Below are 19,210 nucleotides of genomic sequence, written 5' to 3'. Positions count from 1 at the left end.
ACATGAACGAAAAAGTAACGATAAGGACAAGAAATCATTTTTACGGTTTACAGAGAGGGAAGCCAAGGGTGTGAGCTTCCTAACACGAGAAATGATTTTACCACCTTTGAACTTCAATAGTGAACGAGTAATCTAGTAATTATTGACGGTATCAGCCGTTATCTGAACTTGAGCAATCTAGGGAGAAATACGTCTAGATTGGAACAAGGGTGGAACCACGAAAACACATTCGTCCCTTTCCTAGGGATGGGTGTGTTTTTTTTTATTACTTTGAAGGGAGGTGCGGTAACATGAAACTATTTATAAGTACGGAAATAACCACCACCTGCATGACAAAAAAGCAGAGTAAGGTGATTTATAGGTGTAACAATTAAACTTTTAGGAGGAGATTAGAAGATGAATAACGTTATAAATGTTGGGGTATTAGGTTTAGGTACGGTCGGAAGTGGTGTTGTTCATATTTTGAAAGAACATTATAAAAAAATCGCTCTTGATACAGGATACGAAGTGAAAGTGAAAACAGTCGTTGTACGTGATTTGGAAAAAGAACGCGATGTTTGTATTGACGGAATTGCAGTAACAAGTCATGCAGATGAAGTTCTAAATGATTCAAATATTGATATTGTAGTAGAGGTAATGGGCGGAATTGAAGAAGCAAAACAGCATATTGTTAAGGCTTTAGAAAATAAAAAACATGTCGTAACAGCAAATAAAGATTTAATGGCTGTATATGGTGCAGAGCTTCTTCAACTGGCAAACGATAATGATTGTGATTTATGTTATGAAGCGAGCGTAGCAGGCGGTATTCCAGTGTTAAGAGGACTAACTGACGGGCTAGCATCAGATCAAATTGAAAAAATAATGGGAATTGTAAATGGTACAACAAATTATATGTTAACAAAAATGAGTCAAAATGGGTGGTCTTATGAAGAGGCTTTACAGGAAGCGCAAAAATTAGGTTTTGCAGAATCGGATCCGACAGCAGATGTAGATGGACTAGATGCGGCGAGAAAGGTAGCAATTCTTGCAAACTTAGGTTTTTCGATGAATGTTTCATTAGATGATGTGCAAGTAAGAGGGATTCGAAAGGTCGAAAAAGAAGATTTACAAATGGCTGAAAAGTTAGGATTTACTATGAAGTTAATTGGGAAAGCAGAAAAACAAGGATCAGCCATTCATTTAAGTGTAGAACCGACACTTTTACCAAGTCGTCATCCATTATCGAATGTAAATAATGAATTTAATGCAGTATATGTTCACGGTCAAGCGGTAGGAGAAGTAATGTTTTACGGACCTGGAGCTGGAAAGTTGCCAACTGGTTCTGCTGTAGTAAGTGATATTATTTCCATCGTTAAAAATATGAATCAAGTGCCGAAAAATAAAAGTGCGTTAAAAGAACCAGTTCCTTATGAATTACAAGGTGATGAAGAAGTAGTTTCGAAATATTTCTTGCGTATTTCATTACGAGATGAGCCTGGGATGTTACAAAAAATAACAGAATGTTTCGTTAATTACTCTGTAAGTTTAAAAGAAGTTATTCAATTACCTTTAAACCGTGAACTGGCAGAAGTTGTTGTTGTGACACATCGAACTTCCAAATATCAATTCGAACGAGTTTTAGGAGCGATAGAAGCTGTCGCAAGTGAAATAAACAGTTACTACATTATTGAGGAGGAAAAACAATATGTATAAAGGACTATTAAAACAATATGCTTCTTATTTACCGGTGAATGAAAACACACCTGATGTCAGTTTAATGGAAGGAAACACACCTCTTATTCCGTTATTAAATATATCAAAGCAATTAGGGGTTCAGCTATATGGTAAGTACGAAGGAGCGAATCCGACAGGTTCTTTTAAAGATCGTGGTATGGTGATGGCAGTTGCTAAGGCGAAAGAAGAAGGTTCAGAAGCAATCATTTGTGCATCAACAGGTAATACATCAGCATCAGCTGCAGCATATGCGGCACGTCTTGGGTTGAAATGTATAATCGTAATCCCTGAAGGAAAGATTGCACATGGAAAATTAGCACAAGCGGTCGCTTATGGAGCTGAAATTATTTCAATAGAAGGGAATTTCGATGATGCACTTAAGGCTGTAAGAAATATTGCTGCAGAAGAGCCGATTACATTAGTAAATTCAGTGAATCCTTATCGAATTGAAGGACAAAAAACAGCAGCATTTGAAATTTGTGACCAATTGCAAAATGCACCAGATGTTCTAGCTATCCCTGTTGGGAACGCAGGGAATATTACAGCATATTGGAAAGGCTTCTGTGAATATGAGAAAGAAAAAGGTTATAAGAAGCCAAGAATTCATGGCTTTGAAGCAGAAGGAGCAGCGGCAATTGTAAAAGGGCATGTAATTGAAGAGCCTGAAACAATCGCAACAGCAATTCGCATTGGTAACCCAGCAAGTTGGTCGTATGCAGTAGAGGCTGCCGAGCAGTCTTGTGGTGAAATAGATATGGTATCAGATGAAGAAATTTTACATGCGTATAGGTTATTGGCAAAAACTGAAGGAGTTTTCGCTGAACCAGGATCAAATGCTTCATTAGCCGGCGTAATTAAACATGTTAAATCTGGAAAAATCAAAAAGGGAGAAACAGTTGTTGCAGTATTAACTGGAAATGGTTTGAAGGATCCTGATATCGCTATTTCTTCAAATCAACTAGACATCGCAAGTGTGTCAAATGATATAAAACAGATTAAAGATCATATTAAAGGGGTGATTATGTCGTGATACCATTAAGTGTTCGTGTCCCTGCTAGTACGGCAAATGTTGGTCCTGGATTTGATTCAGTTGGAATAGCTTTGTCATTGTATTTAGATGTGGTGCTTAAAGAAAAAGCTGATAAATGGCAAGTAATCCATTCCTTTGAAGAATCAATTCCGACAGACGATAAAAATTTAATCGTTAGCACGGCATGTAAAGTATGTCCTTCTATATCACCCCATATAATAGAAGTTACTAGTAATATCCCATTAACAAGAGGGCTAGGAAGTAGTGCATCAGCGATTGTAGCTGGGATAGAGCTTGCGAATCAACTAGGCAATTTGAACTTAACTGCTGATCAAAAAGTTCAAATTGCTACAAATTTTGAAGGACATCCTGATAATGTTGCTGCTTCTATATTAGGTGGAACTGTAATTGGAGCACTTGATGGAAAGGATGTTTCCGTCGTAAGAATTGAGAGCAAGGAATTAGGTGTAATTTCTCTCATTCCGAATGAAGAATTAAATACAGATGAAAGTCGATCTGTATTACCAAAGATGTTTCCGTTTCATGAGGCAGTTAAAGCTAGTGCGATAAGTAACGTATTAGTAGCTGCATTATGTCAAAAGCAGTGGGAAGTTGTAGGTGAAATGATGGAGAGAGACCATTTTCACGAGCCATATCGTTTAGAACTCGTACCGTTATTACCATCTATTCGTAAATGCGCAAAAGAATTTGGTGCGTACGGCACAGCACTTAGCGGTGCGGGACCATCTATTTTTATATTAACGCCATATGAGAAACGTCAAGAAATCGCTGAGCAATTAGCGAGAGTATTTACAGATATGAAAGTATGTGAGCTTGAAATCGACCATAAAGGTATTATTGTAAATAAGGAAGAGCATATTGGATTATAAAGAAAGCTGGCATGGCTAGCTTTCTTTACGTTGCAAACCTATTTTAAATTAGGTTTTTTCGGAAAAAATATAAAACAAATGTTAATTTTGAATAATGTAGCAAAGAGTGCATTCATTTTGGAGGTGATTAAATGAATAAAGAGTCACCAGAAGAAAAAAGAGAGTGTATGAGACAAAGTGAATTAAAAAGTAATCCTACTGGTTCTTTACATGACGGACTCAATAGAGCGGAAACAGGTAGTCCAGTTGATATAGCAGGCGGTATGAATTGGAAAGGTACAGGGATAATCATTTTAGTACTACTTTTAGGATACATTGTATACACTTATTTTTTCAGTTAAAGAATGCTTGTTAAAATTTTGATTTGTTTAGTTTCATAATTGTTGAGGAAAAATGCAGTTACTGTATTATATATCTTCTAAGCGAATTATAGTTGTTCATATCAACTTTTAATACTCCAAATAGAGCTAGCAAAATGCTAGCTCTATTATTTTTTGCCACATTCCTGTAACAAACCACCTGTATATTCATTGGTGGAGGTGCAGAGGATGAAAAAAATGATAGCGATATGTCTTCTTACAACTATGTCATTTTCGACTTTAGTGGGTTGTGACGTAAAAGGTAGTAATGCTGTACAAGAGTCTAAAATAAAGAAAGCGACGTATAAAGATTTTACTTATGATGTAAATCCAGAAACATTCACATTAACTGTAGAACATGAGGGTGTAAAGGAACAGGCATCACAACCCCTACCGAAAATGAAGGTATCGAATGTAAAAAAAGAAAAGGATCGTACATCGTGGGAATATCCAGATCAAAAAGTAAAAATAAAATTAGAAAAGAAAAAAGACCACTTAAACATTGAAGTGGAATCGACTGGTGCAGAAAGCTTTACATGGCCGAAAGTAGAAGCTGAAAATTATACACTTCCGTTATGGGAGGGTAAGCAAATTCCGAGCAATGATGAGAATTGGAAGAAGTTTTTAAAGGATGATGCATATTCATTTGCTGAATCATTTTCTATGAAGTTTTTCGCATTAAATGGTTCGAAATATTCAATTGTATATATTGCAAACAATATGTTTAATAATGAATTGAAATTTCATTCGGATCCGAAAATAGGATTTGATTTTACACATGAATTTCCGAGCATAAATAAAAATAAAACATATGGATTTCAATTATATGTGACAAATAATGATGCGGTAAGCATTGCTAAACTGTATAAGGATGATATTGTTCGAAAAGGTGAATTTAAAACATTACAAGAAAAGGCTAGAAAAAATAAAGAAATCGAAAAGTTATATGGAGCGGCGCATTTTTATTTTTGGAATCAAAATGGTTTATCAGAAAGTAATATAAATTGGCCGAAACTAAAGGAGCAAATAAATAGCCCGCTGTTTAGTCATATAAAAGAACTTATTCAAAAGAATAGTTCAGAGCCTGGGGAACTGAATGTATTAGATCAAGTAAGTAAACAAGATTTCATTGATAAGTATCAAAAAAATGTTATTTTACGTTATATAAACGAAGTATTATCCATGAAGGAATTTTATAAAGAGGATATTTTTCAAAACGTGGATCAGGAAGCTAGTGTGCTATTAAAGAAAGGTGTAGGTCACTTAACGAACACAGAATTGTATAGCTTAAATAAGCATTTATTAAAGTCGCTACTTGGTGATGCGGTTGAAGAGGTAAGTAAATGGGGGAATGCAGATGGAACGGACATACTAAAGGAAATGAAAGAGGCAGGAATAGAAAAAGCGTGGATTGGTCTGCCGAACTGGGAACAAGGATTTATGCAACCTAATTTCGTGACAAAAGCTAAGGAAATGGGGTATTTAGTTGGTCCGTATGATTCATATCATTCCATTCACGAAAAAAGTGATAAAAATTGGAACACAGCATCCTTTAATGACCCATCATTATATGAAGAGGCTACTGTAACGAAGAAAAACGGAGAAAAGGTGCAAGGCTTTTTAGGCAGAGGTCGCAAGTTAAACCCGACTTTATCGCTGCCTAGTGTAAAGGAACGCATGAATGATATATTACAAAATGGTCCTAAATATAATTCATGGTTTATTGATTGTGATGCAACAGGTGAAATTTACGATGACTATTCAGCGAAACATATAACGACACAAGAGCAAGATTTAAAAGCACGTTTAAAAAGAATGGACTACATTGCGCAAGAAAAGGATATGGTCGTTGGTTCTGAAGGTGGAAATGATTTTGCTAGTAGTACGATTGCATTTGCACACGGAATTGAAACACCTGTTATTAAATGGGACGATGAAGATATGCGGAAAAATAAAACAAGTCCGTATTATGTCGGTGGATATTGGTCACCAAATCAAAATGTTCCCGAAAAATATGCAAAACAAGTACCATTGAAAGAAGAATATAAACAAGTATATTTAAACCCAGTATATTCGGTACCATTATATAAATTAGTATACAATGATTCCGTTATTACAACGCACCATTGGGAATGGGGAAGTTTAAAGGTAAAAGATGAAGTTGGAAATCGAATGCTGTCTGAATTATTGTATAATGTTCCTCCGTTGTACCATTTAGATGAAGTAGAGTGGAATAAACATAAAAAAGAAATTACAGAGCATCTAAAAGTTTGGAATGAAGTTCATGAAAAAGCAGTAAAAGAAGAGATGACGAATTTTGCGTATTTGTCAGAAGATAAGCTAGTACAATCTGTTTCTTATGGAAAAAATATTAAAATCATTGTGAACTTCTCAAATGAAGACATGGAAGTAGAAAAAACGAAAATAAAAGCAAAGTCGGCTTTTATTGATAATCAGGGGAAGAAAAGCATGTATACGCCGTTTGAGAAATAATAACGTGAAATATACTGTATTCATAGAGATTTTATCATTAGCTGGACTTTTTATTCATATCGTTTATCTGGAAAAAGATATCCTAATTTAAAATGAAAGAGTTAATGAATTTGTAAATTTGCATGTTTCGAAGTGCTAAATTTTTGAAATTGGTAAATAGTGACTTGCCAAAAATAAGTACGAGAGTATAATGTGAAATGGAATACATATTGGGTTTAAGTAGTAACCTTACAAAATTGTAAGGTTAATGAAAGGAAATTCAATATGAAGATAAATAGACTTACATTATACTTGGTAAAGAGAAAGAGAGGCGAATGGGTATGAGCTCTGAATTAGAACAAAATACTAGAAGTAATAAAAAGCGTTCTAAAAGAAAGTCAATAAAATGGTTCATATTAATTCCATTTTTCCTACTTATTTTTGGAGGAGTAGGATATGGTTCGTTTATATATAATAAAGCAAAAGCTGTTGTAAATGATGCGTATGCGAAAATTGAAAAGTCATCAAAGCGTGATAAAGAAGTTGAACCTTTAAAGGATAATATTTCAATATTAATCATGGGTGTAGATGGAAGTGAAATGAGAAAAAGCCAATATGGCGAAGCAGTTCGAACAGATGCACTTTTATTAGCAACAATTAATAAAGATGATAAGTCTGTTAAGCTAGTAAGTATTCCACGTGATTCACGTGTTTATATTCCAACTAGAAAAAAATTAGATAAAATTACTCATGCTCACGTATTTGGTGGCGTAGAAAGCACACGCGATACGGTGGAAAGATTTTTAAATGTCCCTGTTGATTATTATGTGAAGTTTAACTTTGAATCATTCGTACAAATTGTCGATTCAATTGGTGGTATTGATATTGATGTCCCAGTTACTTTCACTGAACAAGATAGTAAAGACCAAGCTGGTATGATCCATTTAGAAAAAGGTTACCAACATTTAAATGGAGAACAAGCACTTGCACTTGCAAGAACGCGTAAAATTGATAGTGACGCAATGCGTGGACAGAGACAGCAACTTGTAATAGAAGCAATTGCCAAAAAAGCGATGTCTGTTCAATCAATTAGCAAAATGGGCTCTTTACTAGATGCGGTTGATAAAAACATGAAAACGAACTTAACATTTGACGATATGCTTGCCATTACAAAAAATATGGCAGGATCTAATTTGGAAATGGAAAAAATGCAAATAGAAGGTACAGATAAACGTATCGGTGGTATTTATTATTACATTCCAAATGAAAAAAATGTAAAAGATATTTCAAAAAAATTAAATGATCATTTAGGTGTAACGCCAAAACCAGTTCGAAACGAATAATAAAAAAAGATTGGCTTTTGCCAATCTTTTTTTTGAAGTGGATTAGCAACTTTTTAATAACGGTTTTTTGTTGCGGAAAAATTATACTAAAATCATTTTAATTTATATAAACAAAAGGTGTAATTATACGATATACTAGAGGGGACTATTTGGAAATTAGCTCCTAAAGTTGAAGGGAAGGAAATTCAATTTATCACTATTTATAGAACAATTGAATTGGTGGAAATTGAAACAGGTTAAAGAAAGACTGTTCAAAATGCAATTACATATTCATACACAATGAAGCGATTAAGGTGAAAGACGAAGAGATAGTAATTGCGAAAGATCATGTATCATATATTGACCAGCTATTTTACCAGATTAATAATCATACAATAGGTGCTTAGCTATCGTCAAAAAAAATGGTGGACCTTCATGGAGATACGTTTAGTCGTATAAACACATGGAACAATACTTTTGATAAAACTCCCATTATAATACAAAAAAATCTGTTTACATGGTGAAATAAAAATAAATAGATGTATAATTATATTGGGCGATTTATATATAAGATTAATAGGGAGAGGAATTCGATAGAATGGAAAAAGCTTTAAAAATTAAACAAATAGTAGTCGTTTTAATAGCGATTGCCGCAGTAGCTATTGGGTATTACATGTTTCAATCAATTACTTCACCAGCAAAAGCTGTTGCGAAACAAGAAAATGTAGTGCAGCTTGCAAGTGAACAGCCGAAAGTTGAAATGAATAAAACGGCACCAAGTCGTTTTAATGGAAAAGAAAGAAAAGTTGCTTATCTTACATTTGACGATGGGCCAGGGAAATATACGGCTGAATTATTAAATACGCTAAAACAACATGATGCGAAGGCGACGTTCTTTTTAATTGGAGCGAATGTCAAAGAATTTCCTGATTTAGTGAAACGTGAAAATGCTGAGGGTCATTATGTAGGCATGCATAGTATGACACATAATTTCGCAAAGTTATATAAAAATGGCGAGTATGTAAATGAGATGAAAGAAGATCAAGGTTTAATCGCTAATATTATTGGGAAATCACCTAAATTAACACGTCCTCCATATGGTTCGATGCCTGGATTGAATGAAGGTCTTCGAAATAAAGTGGTAGAAGGCGGATTTAAAGTATGGGATTGGACAATTGATTCATTAGATTGGAAATACAATAAAATTCCAGTTGATGCAGCTGCAGCACAAATTGCTCAAAACGTATTAACAAACGCAACAAAACCGCAGGAAGTAATTTTAATGCATGATATTCACCCGCAATCAGTTGCTGCTGTGCCAGCAATTTTAAAGGGGCTAAAAGAAAAGGGTTATGAGTTTGAAGCTTATCATGAAGAGAGTCACTTCCCAGTGAACTTCTGGCATGATAACCGTATGTAATGGAGGAATGAACGTTGAAGTATGGAAAAGTAGCAGTAGTTGGAGCATTATCAGTAGGACTTTTAACAGGTTGTTTCGGTGAAAAGCCAGAAGAAAATCTATATACAGCTTTTGAAACAGCAGCAACACAAGAAAAATCTTTAGTGGATGAAGCAAAAAAATTAGAGCAGTTAGAGAAACAAGGGCAAGAATTATATGCTCAAATTTTGCAAGAAGGTAAAGATCATAATGAAGCAGTTGTGAAGAAAATAGAGCAAGCTACTGCAAATGTAGATGATCGTGAAAAAGTATTGAAAAGTGAAAAAGAAATGCTAGAAAAAGCACAAAAGGAAACGAAATCTGTTCAAAGTAATATAGAGAAGATTGAAGATAAGAAGTTACAAAAACAAGCAAAAGCAGTAGAAGAGTCGTATAAAAATCGTTATGATGCATTCAAAAAGATGAATGAAAATTACACGAAAGTGTTAGCGACTGAAAAAGAACTGTATGAAAAATTAAAAGTAAAAGAAACGAAATTAAAAGAAATCGGTGAAAAAGTTAAAACTGTTAATGAATTAAATGTGGAAGCACAAAAGTCGAAAGAGCAGTTTAACAAATTTACAAAAGAGTATAATGACAGTAAATTAGCATTCTACAAAGATGCAGAAATTAAGATTAAAGATCAGAAATAAAGAAGAATCTAAAGTGTAATAAAAAGCCGGAGAAACATCGTTATAAATGTTTTTTCGGTTTTTTACGTTAAATGAATAGAAAAGACTGGAATTGATATCATAAAAGAGTTATAGTGAGTTATTCTAAGGGAAACATTGTAAAGTAAGGAGAATGGAAATATGTCATATGAATTTTTACTCAAATTAGGTTTAGCACTCTTTTTAGGATTATTCATCGGGATAGATAGGCAGCTAAAGAATAAACCACTTGGTGTGAAAACAAGTATGGTTATTTCTGTAGCAAGTTGTTTAATTACGATGGTTTCAATTGAATCTGTGCATGTATATTCTGTTCCAGGACATACAAATATGGATCCGATGCGACTGGCCGCTCAGATTGTTAGTGGAATTGGTTTTCTTGGCGCAGGTGTCATTTTACGAAGAAGTAATGATGTTATTTCTGGATTAACAACAGCTTCTATGGTGTGGGCTGCTTCAGCTTTAGGGATCGCAATTGGTGCGGGATTTTATTTACAAGCGACAGTTGCTATGGTTTTAATTATTTTAGCGATTAATGTACTTCCGCAACTGGTGAAAATTGCAGGACCGTATTCATTAAGACAAAAGGATTTATCTATAAAAATTACTGTTAAAGAGCATCATGAGTTAGATGGTATATTTAAGCAAATTAAAAATTTAGGCATGCATGTGAAACGCGTGAAAATTAAAGATATAGATAGTGGAGCATTTCAGCAACTGGAGATGGTTATTTTAGCTCCAGAAGATTTATATACAACAGAGTTATATAGTTCCCTGAAAGAGATTGATCGAGTAGTTTCAGTTGAAGTGGAAAGTAGATAATTGTGATAAAAAAGAGTGAAGTGAATTCACTCTTTTTTATTTGGATTTTTAAGGAATGAAATTGATATAATGATGAGTAACAAGGGGGAGAAATGATGGGAATACATATTAGAAGAGCAATAAAGGATGATATACCAGGTATAGCAAAGGTGCATGTTGATAGTTGGAAAACAACGTATAAAGGGATATTTGCTGACGAAATTCTAGATAATATAGCATATGAGAAACGAGAAAAACAATGGGAAGATATTTTTCAAAAAGAAGGTAATCATCAATTTAGATTTGTAGCAGAGAATTTAAATGGAGACATAGTTGGATTCATCGATGGGGGAGTAGAAAGAACTGGTACATATAATTGTGATGGAGAATTATATGCAATCTACCTTTTACAAGATTATCAAGGAATGAAAATAGGACAAAAGTTATTTCAAGCTTTATTATCGGATTGTATAAACAATGATATGCAATCACTTTTAGTTTGGGTTGTTACGAATAATCCTTCTAAAAAGTTTTATGAAAAATTTAACCCTGAAAAAATTGATACGAAATTTTTAGAGAGAGTAAGGGTAGAAGAAACAGCGTATTGTTGGAGAGATTTGAATTTGTTATACAAACAGTTATATAGATTTGCTTAAATAATATTATTATGTAAACTTTATGTTTGAAAGAGGTATACCAATTAAGGTATACCTCTTTTGTTTAACGATTTTGGATAGATTACTAATGAAAAATAGTAAGTATGTAGTTTGAAACTGAGTATTTTTTTTGTGTATTTTTAACTAGATTAAAGAAAAGAGAGAAAACAAGAAAAATTAAATCAGATAAAAAAATTCTGAAATATACTCTTGAATTGAATATCATTATCAATTAGAATCATAATTGATAACGACATTCAATTATCGTTTATTATATAAAATTTCGATAGCTTTAATATAAAGAGGAGGACCAACATGCAGCATGCGAAACAAATCGCAGAACATGCAACATTACAAAGCTTTTTAAACTGTTATTTAAGAGAAACAGGGAGTGGAGAATGGATTACAGAGGATGAAAGAATGAAGATTATCTTCAGTAATACGTTGAATAGAGATACAGTCCCCACATATTTATGTTGTCGGCTATCGGCACAGAACGTTACTTTGTATGGAGAAGTTATATATAAATCATCAACAGATCGTCATTTGTTTGGAGAACAATTTTATTATCAAATTGGAGATAGTAATTCTGTTATTAAAGCAGATTACGTTACAGTTATTACATTTTTAATAAAAGAGATGTCTATCAACTACGGAGAAGGGACTAATTCTGCGGAACTTATGCTTCGAGTTATCCGTAGTTGTCAAAATATTGAGGAATTTACAAAAGAGAGAATAGAAGATACGTCCGCATTATACGGTTTCCATACAACTTTTATAGAAGCGGAACAGTCTTTATTATTTGGGCATTTAACTCATCCTACACCAAAGAGTAGACAGGGGATATTGGATTGGAAAAATGCAATGTATTCTCCAGAATTAAAAGGAGAATGTCAGCTTCATTATTTTCGGGCCCATAAAAGTATAGTAAATGAAAAATCATTATTATCAGATTCTACAACAACGATTATAAAAGAAGAATTAAGTAATGATGAGATGGTTAGTAAGGAATTTATAGCGAAGTACTGTAAGGAAGATCAATATGCATTAATTCCAATTCATCCGCTTCAGGCAGAATGGCTCTTGCATCAAGCTTACGTACAAGATTGTATAGTTCAAGAATTGCTTGAGTATATTGGTCCTGTAGGTAAGTATTATAAGGCAACATCATCACTAAGGACGCTATATCATCCCGATTCGAAGTATATGCTTAAGTTTTCATTTCCGGTGAAAGTAACGAATTCAATGCGTATTAATAAACTGAAAGAACTTGAGAGTGGTCTTGAAGGGAAGGAAATGTTAAATACGGCTATTGGTGAAGTACGAGAGAGATTTCCAGGCTTTGATTTTATTTGTGATCCAGCCTATATTACATTAAATTATGGAACACAAGAATCTGGATTTGAAGTGATTATTCGCGAGAACCCTTTTTATAGTGAACATGCAAACGACGCAACATTAATTGCTGGGCTAGTTCAAGACGCTATACCTGGGGAGCGTACGCGGTTATCGAATATTATTCATCGCCTAGCAGATTTAGAAAGTAAAAGCTGTGAAGAAGTAAGCTTAGAGTGGTTTAGACGATATATGAATATTTCTTTAAAGCCAATGGTATGGATGTATTTACAGTATGGTGTTGCATTAGAAGCTCATCAGCAAAATAGCGTTGTTCAGCTAAAAGATGGTTATCCGGTCAAATATTATTTCCGTGATAATCAAGGATTTTATTTCTGTAATTCAATGAAAGAGATGCTTAATAATGAATTAGCTGGTATTGGAGAACGTACTGGAAATTTATATGACGACTATATTGTGGATGAGAGATTTCGTTACTACTTAATTTTCAATAATATGTTTGGCCTCATTAATGGTTTTGGCACAGCAGGATTAATTAAGGAGGAAATTCTTCTCTCGGAATTAAGGTCTGTACTTGAATCATTCCTTCCGTATAACCGGGAACCTTCAACATTTTTAAGAGAATTATTGGACGAAGATAAGTTAGCGTGTAAAGCAAATTTACTAACGAGATTTTTCGATGTCGATGAGTTAAGTAATCCATTAGAGCAAGCAATTTATGTGCAAGTACATAATCCGCTCGTTAGAGAAGTGGCTGTTCGTTCATAAATAGCGTTAAAATTTCACGTAATACAAATAATGGTATTTTGTCATAAGGTGGAGGGTTTTATGAGAGTGGACATGTATCATACGAAAGTATTGAAGGCGCTCGAATCGGAAGATTACATTTCAGTACGAAGAAGAGTGCTACGTCAATTAGTAGAATCGTTAATTTATGAGGGGATTATTACACCGGTTCGCATAGAAAAAGAAGAACAAATTCTTTTTATAATACAAGGACTTGATGAAGAAGACAAAAGTGTCACGTACAAATGCTATGGCAGGGAACGGATGACATTTGGACGTATTTCTTTAGACTCATTAATAGTAAGAGTCCAAGATGAACAGCAAGAAATACAATCTGTCTCGCAATTTCTAGAAGAAGTTTTTCGGGTTGCTAGTGTAGAACAAGCTAAATTAGATTCTTTTATGCACGAATTAGAACAAACAATATTTAAAGACACGATTGCACAATATGAAAGAAATAATAAGAAAGAATACACTCAAAAATCTTACGATGAGTTTGAAAGTCATTTAATAGACGGCCATCCATATCATCCTAGTTATAAAGCACGTGTTGGCTTTCAATATCGTGACAATTTTCAATATGGTTATGAATTTATGCAGCCAATAAAACTCATATGGATTGCAGCGCATAAGAATTATGCGACTGTAGGTTATGAGAATGAAGTGATGTATAACAACCTTTTAAGAGAGGAGATTGGCGAGCGTAAATTAGAAGAGTTTATGGAACGAATTCGTAATAAGGGATGTAATCCAAAACAGTACGTGTTTATACCTGTTCACCCATGGCAGTGGGAGAATTTCATCATTTCAAATTATGCGGATCATATACAGGGTAAATTTATTGTTTATTTAGAAAAATCAGAGGACGATTATTGCGCGCAACAGTCAATGAGAACGTTAAGAAATATTACGAGTCCAAAGAAACCGTACGTTAAATTATCGATGAATTTACTCAACACTTCAACACTCCGTACGCTGAAACCATACTCTGTTGTGAGTGCACCAGTAATATCAAATTGGTTAAATGATGTTGTAAGTAATGACGCCTATTTAATGGATGAAGCACGTTTAATCTTGTTAAGTGAGTTTTCAAGTGTAACGTATGACACGAATAAGAAAGCTATATATGGTTCATTAGGATGTATTTGGCGCGAAAGCGTTCATAAGTATTTAGATGCACAAGAGGATGCAATTCCTTTTAATGGGTTATACGCTAAAGAGAAAGATGGTACACCAATTATTGATGCGTGGTTGAACAAATATGGAATGAAGGATTGGCTACAATTACTTATTCAAAAAGCGATAATACCAGTTATACATCTTGTTGTAGAGCATGGCATCGCACTGGAATCACATGGACAAAATATGATTCTAGTCCATAAAGAAGGGGTGCCGGTTCGTATTGCGTTAAAGGATTTTCACGAAGGACTTGAGTTTTATCGTCCATATTTGAAAGAAGTTGACAAATGTCCCGACTTTACTAAAATGCATAAAACATATGCGAATGGAAAAATGAATGATTTCTTTGAAATGGATCGCATCGAATGTTTGCAAGAGATGGTGTTAGATGCACTTTTCCTGTTTAATTTAGGAGAATTAGCATTCGTACTTGCGGATGAATATGGATTGAAAGAAGAACATTTTTGGATGATGGTTGTTGAAGAAATTGAAGATCATTTAAGAATATATCCACATCTGAAAGGTAGATTTGAAAATATTCAATTATATGCACCTACATTCTATGCTGAACAATTAACGAAACGTCGATTATATATGGATGTGGAATCGCTTGTTCATGAAGTTCCAAATCCATTGTATAGAGTAAGACAACTTATGAAACAAAAATCAGTTGTTACAGGGGGAAATTATGCTAATCGTTAATAAACAAGAGTATAGCAAAAGTGATTTTGATTTGAGATTACAAGTTTATGAGGAAATGGAACAATTTCAAGAAGCAGAAGGAAATAGATTTGCACTTTGTCTGAAAGATCCATTCGATATTATTACGCTTGTGTTTTTCTTAAAAGAAAAGAAATCATCAGTATTACTTATACATGAAGATACGCCAAAAGAAACGGCTATTGAAATGGCAAAGCGTGCAAATTGTGCAGGAGTTTTATATGGAGAATATGGCGATTTTACAAAATTAGAAGTAGGGAACTTTTTACTAGAAGAGCCTTCTTTATTGCAATATAGTTCGGGAACTACGGGAGAACCGAAACTGATTCGTAGAGCATGGACGGAAGTTGATACAGAAATTACTGCCTATAATGAAGCTTTAAACTGTGAAGTAGATGAAGTGCCAATCGTTATGGCTCCTGTTTCACATTCATACGGACTAATATGTGGTACGTTATCAGCAATTACGAGGGGGAGCAAGCCTGTAATCATTACGAACAAAAATCCTAAATTCGCATTAAATATAGTTCGCAATACAGAAAAACATATCATATATGCAGTACCACTTATGTTACACATTATGGGGAGTTTTCCATTAGGAACGTTCCAGTTTCATAAAATTATGACATCAGGATCGCCTTTGCCAGAAGCACTATTTTATAAACTAAAAGAAATGACAACATATATGATGCAGCAATACGGTTGTTCTGAAGCAGGTTGTATTAGTATATGTCATGATATGAAGAGCCATTTAGATTTAGGAAACCCTCTACCTCATGCGAGTATAAGCATAGGTTCAGATGAAAATGCACCGGAAGAAATCGTCGTGAAAATGAATGATAAGGAAATTTTCACGAAAGATTTGGGGTATAAATCTGAGCATGGCATTCATTTTATGGGGCGTATGGACGATGTAATTAATGTTTCAGGATTAAAAGTCTTTCCTATAGAGGTAGAAGAAACGATGCTTCGATTGGAAGGTGTGCAAGAGGCAATTGTATATCGAGGGAAACATCCTGTGATGGGCGAAATAGTTAAAGCGAAAGTGATCTCTCATGTTGATCCAGTACAAATAAGAGAATGGTGTATTCAGCACTTACCTTCTTATAAAGTTCCGCATGAAATTGAAAGTGTAAATGAAATTCCTAAAAATAAAAATGGAAAAGTAAGTAGAAAGTTACTAGAGATGGGAGAGGTTACAACATGAGACGGGAAGCGTTAAAGAATGCCGTGTTAAAAATTATGGTAGAAAAAATGGAACTGAAAAATGTAACGCATTTAGAAGAAACGATGCGCTTAAATCAAGATTTATATATAGATTCGGTAATGATGTTACAGCTTATTGTATACATAGAAATGGATGTAAAGCTATGCGTTCCAGAGGATGAGGTAGACCCAAAGGCATTTCTTACTGTAGGATCTTTGCTTGATTTTATGGAGGAGTTAGAGCCGTTACAGGAAATAAATGTGAATAACTAACCTTTAGGAAAGTGGATGAGAGTATGACTTCAATTAAAGTGCACTGTTTAGTGAGTTGTTTTTGTGAAATTATAAAAAGGCGTAGCAACATTGATTTTCGTCCATTTTATTTTGGACTATGGGATGGAGATTTTGATATAACAGAAGGCGGAATTATTTCATATCACTCTGAAAACATTAACCATGATCATTATTTACTTTGGTTTGAAAAATTGTACGGTATTAAAGTAAACGAATGGTATAATCATGCAAAAGATAAAGATAGCAATGTAGAAACGTTTTTAGAATTAGTAGAAAACAAGCCGGAAAATCGTTATGTCATTGTAATGGTTGATATGTCTCTATTACCAGAGAGGGAAAATAAATTTCATCAAAAACCGTTTCCACATTATTTAATGATATCAAAAACAGAGAAAGAAGAAGAGTGGTTCATGCTAGATCCTGATTTTCGTTGGGAAGGAAATATGGAAAGAGAAAAAGTACTTCACTCTATTCAAGATAACCCATTTGGTGGAGGTTATTTCATTGATATAGAAGGAATTGGGGAGCCAACGCAAGAAACAGTAGCTAGTTATTTCACAGAAACATTAAAAAAGAACGACAATGAACTGACTATGGAACTGAAAAATTTAATTGTAAAAATGGCAAATGAGGAAGAAGGATATGCGCTTTCTGGTCTTGTAGCAGCAGTAAAACAAATACCAGTACTTGCAATTCGTAAATATAGTTATGAACATGCCTTTGCATACTTCCGTGAAACGTTGCAATATTCGGAGCAAGAATTTGATTATTGGTGTGATCGGGTAGAGGATATTGTACAAGGATTTACAAATGTACAGTATCGTGCAATTAAAATGGCAATGACGAATAATAAAGGTATGCTAGTATCGATTATTGAAAAACTGGATGAAATGAATGCAATTGAACTGCAAATTAAGAAGGAATTAGAGAGACAGTTTCTATCATGGAAAGGTATGAAAACAAATCAGTCTGTCGCAACTTTTTAATAAGCTAACTGAATTTAAGATAGGGGAGTTTAATGCTATGAAATATTCGCTATGTACCATTTCATTTCGTCATCAATTAATTTCATTTACTGATATTGTTCAATTTGCATATGAAAACGGTTTTGAAGGAATTGAATTGTGGGGGACTCATGCACAAAATTTGTATATACAAGAACGCGAAACGACAGAACGAGAATTGACTTTTCTAAAGGATAAAAACTTAGAAATTACGATGATAAGTGATTACTTAGATATATCATTATCAGCAGATTTTGAAAAAACGATAGAGAAAAGTGAACAACTTGTAGTACTAGCTAATTGGTTTAATACGAATAAAATTCGCACGTTTGCTGGGCAAAAAGAGAGCAAGGACTTCTCGGAACAAGAGAGAAAAGAGTATGTGAAGCGAATACGTAAGATTTGTGATGTGTTTGCTCAGCACAATATGTATGTGCTGTTAGAAACACATCCCAATACACTAACGGACACATTGCCTTCTACTATAGAACTATTAGAAGAAGTAAATCATCCGAATTTAAAAATAAATCTTGATTTTCTTCATATATGGGAGTCTGGCGCAGATCCAATAGACAGTTTCCATCGATTAAAGCCGTGGACACTACATTACCATTTTAAGAATATATCTTCAGCGGATTATTTGCATGTGTTTGAACCTAACAATGTATATGCTGCAGCAGGAAGTCGTATTGGTATGGTTCCGTTATTTGAAGGTATTGTAAATTATGATGAGATTATTCAGGAAGTGAGAGGTACGGATCTTTTTGCTTCCTTAGAATGGTTTGGACATAATGCAAAAGAGATATTAAAAGAAGAAATGAAAGTATTAATAAATAGAAAATTAGAAGTAGTAACTTCGTAATGTGAAATGATGTGAGAGTCTCGTTTTAGAGGCTCTTTTTTTATGGTAAAAAATAACCAAAAATTTCCATGTATTTTAATTTGAATTTAACACAATTTATATATAAATAAGGAGGTGATTGGTAATGGCTAGAAATCGTAATTCTAATCAATTAGCATCACATGGAGCACAAGCAGCTTTAGATCAAATGAAATATGAAATTGCACAAGAGTTTGGTGTACAACTTGGCGCTGATACTTCTTCACGTGCAAACGGTTCTGTAGGCGGTGAAATTACAAAACGCCTTGTAGCGATGGCAGAACAACAACTTGGTGGCGGATATACTCGCTAATTGTAGAAGGTTATAGGAGAAAGGAAGGATTCTTCCTTTCTTTTTTTTTCAATTAATTGGTATGGATATATTGTGAACTGGATTCAAAGAATAGGAATAATACTATAATTTCCCCAATTT

17 protein-coding genes and 1 other annotated feature are annotated in these 19,210 nt (G+C 34.0%); all 17 genes read left to right on the top strand.

Annotated elements, in window-relative coordinates; translation table 11 throughout:
• Nucleotides 1-8: 8 nt before the first annotated feature.
• Nucleotides 9-240 (top strand) — a binding site (T-box leader).
• A 156-nt stretch (nucleotides 241-396) separates the two neighbouring features.
• Complete coding sequence (locus ACTJJY_RS03655; protein ID WP_001066894.1) at nucleotides 397-1,692, top strand: homoserine dehydrogenase; 1,296 nt, start codon at nucleotides 397-399, stop codon at nucleotides 1,690-1,692.
• The gene (thrC, locus tag ACTJJY_RS03650) at nucleotides 1,685-2,743 is read left to right on the top strand and encodes a threonine synthase (protein WP_440605032.1); all 1,059 of its coding nucleotides are present in this window, start codon (nucleotides 1,685-1,687) and stop codon (nucleotides 2,741-2,743) included. Before ACTJJY_RS03655 ends, thrC begins: the two co-directional genes overlap by 8 nt.
• The gene (gene thrB / locus ACTJJY_RS03645; RefSeq protein WP_440605031.1) at nucleotides 2,740-3,633 is read left to right on the top strand and encodes a homoserine kinase; all 894 of its coding nucleotides are present in this window, start codon (nucleotides 2,740-2,742) and stop codon (nucleotides 3,631-3,633) included. Before thrC ends, thrB begins: the two co-directional genes overlap by 4 nt.
• Before the next feature lie 131 nt (nucleotides 3,634-3,764).
• Nucleotides 3,765-3,974: a DUF6366 family protein gene (locus ACTJJY_RS03640; protein ID WP_440605030.1), complete on the top strand. Its 210-nt coding sequence runs from the start codon at nucleotides 3,765-3,767 to the stop codon at nucleotides 3,972-3,974.
• Nucleotides 3,975-4,181: 207 nt separating this feature from the next.
• Nucleotides 4,182-6,485: a glycoside hydrolase gene (locus ACTJJY_RS03635; protein ID WP_440605029.1), complete on the top strand. Its 2,304-nt coding sequence runs from the start codon at nucleotides 4,182-4,184 to the stop codon at nucleotides 6,483-6,485.
• A gap of 320 nt (nucleotides 6,486-6,805) precedes the next feature.
• Complete coding sequence (locus ACTJJY_RS03630) at nucleotides 6,806-7,807, top strand: LCP family protein (protein ID WP_002093954.1); 1,002 nt, start codon at nucleotides 6,806-6,808, stop codon at nucleotides 7,805-7,807.
• 577 nt (nucleotides 7,808-8,384) lie between these two features.
• Entirely contained in the window at nucleotides 8,385-9,206 is an 822-nt protein-coding gene (locus ACTJJY_RS03625; RefSeq protein WP_043935034.1) for a peptidoglycan-N-acetylglucosamine deacetylase, read from the top strand.
• A gap of 14 nt (nucleotides 9,207-9,220) precedes the next feature.
• Nucleotides 9,221-9,877: a YkyA family protein gene (locus ACTJJY_RS03620; protein WP_000873563.1), complete on the top strand. Its 657-nt coding sequence runs from the start codon at nucleotides 9,221-9,223 to the stop codon at nucleotides 9,875-9,877.
• A 159-nt stretch (nucleotides 9,878-10,036) separates the two neighbouring features.
• The gene (locus ACTJJY_RS03615; protein WP_000119510.1) at nucleotides 10,037-10,717 is read left to right on the top strand and encodes an MgtC/SapB family protein; all 681 of its coding nucleotides are present in this window, start codon (nucleotides 10,037-10,039) and stop codon (nucleotides 10,715-10,717) included.
• 92 nt (nucleotides 10,718-10,809) lie between these two features.
• On the top strand, nucleotides 10,810-11,352 hold the full coding sequence (locus ACTJJY_RS03610) for an N-acetyltransferase family protein (protein WP_440605028.1): 543 nt from the start codon (nucleotides 10,810-10,812) through the stop codon (nucleotides 11,350-11,352).
• A 315-nt stretch (nucleotides 11,353-11,667) separates the two neighbouring features.
• Complete coding sequence (locus tag ACTJJY_RS03605) at nucleotides 11,668-13,476, top strand: IucA/IucC family protein (protein ID WP_440605027.1); 1,809 nt, start codon at nucleotides 11,668-11,670, stop codon at nucleotides 13,474-13,476.
• A gap of 60 nt (nucleotides 13,477-13,536) precedes the next feature.
• A complete protein-coding gene (locus ACTJJY_RS03600; RefSeq protein WP_440605026.1) occupies nucleotides 13,537-15,375 on the top strand; it encodes an IucA/IucC family protein in 1,839 nt (612 codons plus the stop codon).
• Entirely contained in the window at nucleotides 15,362-16,600 is a 1,239-nt protein-coding gene (locus tag ACTJJY_RS03595; protein ID WP_440605025.1) for an AMP-binding protein, read from the top strand. The genes ACTJJY_RS03600 and ACTJJY_RS03595 overlap by 14 nt, the downstream gene beginning before the upstream one ends.
• Complete coding sequence (asbD, locus tag ACTJJY_RS03590) at nucleotides 16,597-16,872, top strand: petrobactin biosynthesis protein AsbD (protein WP_440605024.1); 276 nt, start codon at nucleotides 16,597-16,599, stop codon at nucleotides 16,870-16,872. Before ACTJJY_RS03595 ends, asbD begins: the two co-directional genes overlap by 4 nt.
• A 23-nt stretch (nucleotides 16,873-16,895) precedes the next feature.
• Nucleotides 16,896-17,879 carry a DUF6005 family protein gene (locus ACTJJY_RS03585; RefSeq protein ID WP_440605023.1) on the top strand — a complete coding sequence of 328 codons (984 nt, stop codon included), beginning with the start codon at nucleotides 16,896-16,898 and terminating at the stop codon, nucleotides 17,877-17,879.
• Between the two features lie 37 nt (nucleotides 17,880-17,916).
• Nucleotides 17,917-18,759, top strand: coding sequence for a sugar phosphate isomerase/epimerase family protein (locus tag ACTJJY_RS03580; protein WP_098022556.1), 843 nt, complete (start codon nucleotides 17,917-17,919; stop codon nucleotides 18,757-18,759).
• A 124-nt stretch (nucleotides 18,760-18,883) separates the two neighbouring features.
• On the top strand, nucleotides 18,884-19,090 hold the full coding sequence (locus tag ACTJJY_RS03575) for an alpha/beta-type small acid-soluble spore protein (protein ID WP_000113545.1): 207 nt from the start codon (nucleotides 18,884-18,886) through the stop codon (nucleotides 19,088-19,090).
• Nucleotides 19,091-19,210 lie beyond the last annotated feature (120 nt).

Source organism: Bacillus sp. 22475 (assembly GCF_052044835.1).
Taxonomy (GTDB): domain Bacteria; phylum Bacillota; class Bacilli; order Bacillales; family Bacillaceae_G; genus Bacillus_A; species Bacillus_A cereus.
This window is presented reverse-complemented; position numbering and strand designations above follow the sequence as displayed.

Excerpts from the sequence above, each read along its gene's own strand:
- ACTJJY_RS03630 (WP_002093954.1), top strand. The coding sequence starts at position 6,806 with ATGAGCTCTGAATTAGAACAAAATACTAGAAGTAATAAAAAGCGTTCT.
- thrC (WP_440605032.1), top strand. The coding sequence starts at position 1,685 with ATGTATAAAGGACTATTAAAACAATATGCTTCTTATTTACCGGTGAAT.
- ACTJJY_RS03635 (WP_440605029.1), top strand. The coding sequence starts at position 4,182 with ATGAAAAAAATGATAGCGATATGTCTTCTTACAACTATGTCATTTTCG.
- ACTJJY_RS03580 (WP_098022556.1), top strand. The coding sequence starts at position 17,917 with ATGAAATATTCGCTATGTACCATTTCATTTCGTCATCAATTAATTTCA.
- ACTJJY_RS03595 (WP_440605025.1), top strand. The coding sequence starts at position 15,362 with ATGCTAATCGTTAATAAACAAGAGTATAGCAAAAGTGATTTTGATTTG.
- ACTJJY_RS03640 (WP_440605030.1), top strand. The coding sequence starts at position 3,765 with ATGAATAAAGAGTCACCAGAAGAAAAAAGAGAGTGTATGAGACAAAGT.
- ACTJJY_RS03605 (WP_440605027.1), top strand. The coding sequence starts at position 11,668 with ATGCAGCATGCGAAACAAATCGCAGAACATGCAACATTACAAAGCTTT.
- ACTJJY_RS03600 (WP_440605026.1), top strand. The coding sequence starts at position 13,537 with ATGAGAGTGGACATGTATCATACGAAAGTATTGAAGGCGCTCGAATCG.
- ACTJJY_RS03655 (WP_001066894.1), top strand. The coding sequence starts at position 397 with ATGAATAACGTTATAAATGTTGGGGTATTAGGTTTAGGTACGGTCGGA.
- ACTJJY_RS03585 (WP_440605023.1), top strand. The coding sequence starts at position 16,896 with ATGACTTCAATTAAAGTGCACTGTTTAGTGAGTTGTTTTTGTGAAATT.
- ACTJJY_RS03615 (WP_000119510.1), top strand. The coding sequence starts at position 10,037 with ATGTCATATGAATTTTTACTCAAATTAGGTTTAGCACTCTTTTTAGGA.
- asbD (WP_440605024.1), top strand. The coding sequence starts at position 16,597 with ATGAGACGGGAAGCGTTAAAGAATGCCGTGTTAAAAATTATGGTAGAA.
- ACTJJY_RS03610 (WP_440605028.1), top strand. The coding sequence starts at position 10,810 with ATGATGGGAATACATATTAGAAGAGCAATAAAGGATGATATACCAGGT.
- ACTJJY_RS03575 (WP_000113545.1), top strand. The coding sequence starts at position 18,884 with ATGGCTAGAAATCGTAATTCTAATCAATTAGCATCACATGGAGCACAA.
- ACTJJY_RS03625 (WP_043935034.1), top strand. The coding sequence starts at position 8,385 with ATGGAAAAAGCTTTAAAAATTAAACAAATAGTAGTCGTTTTAATAGCG.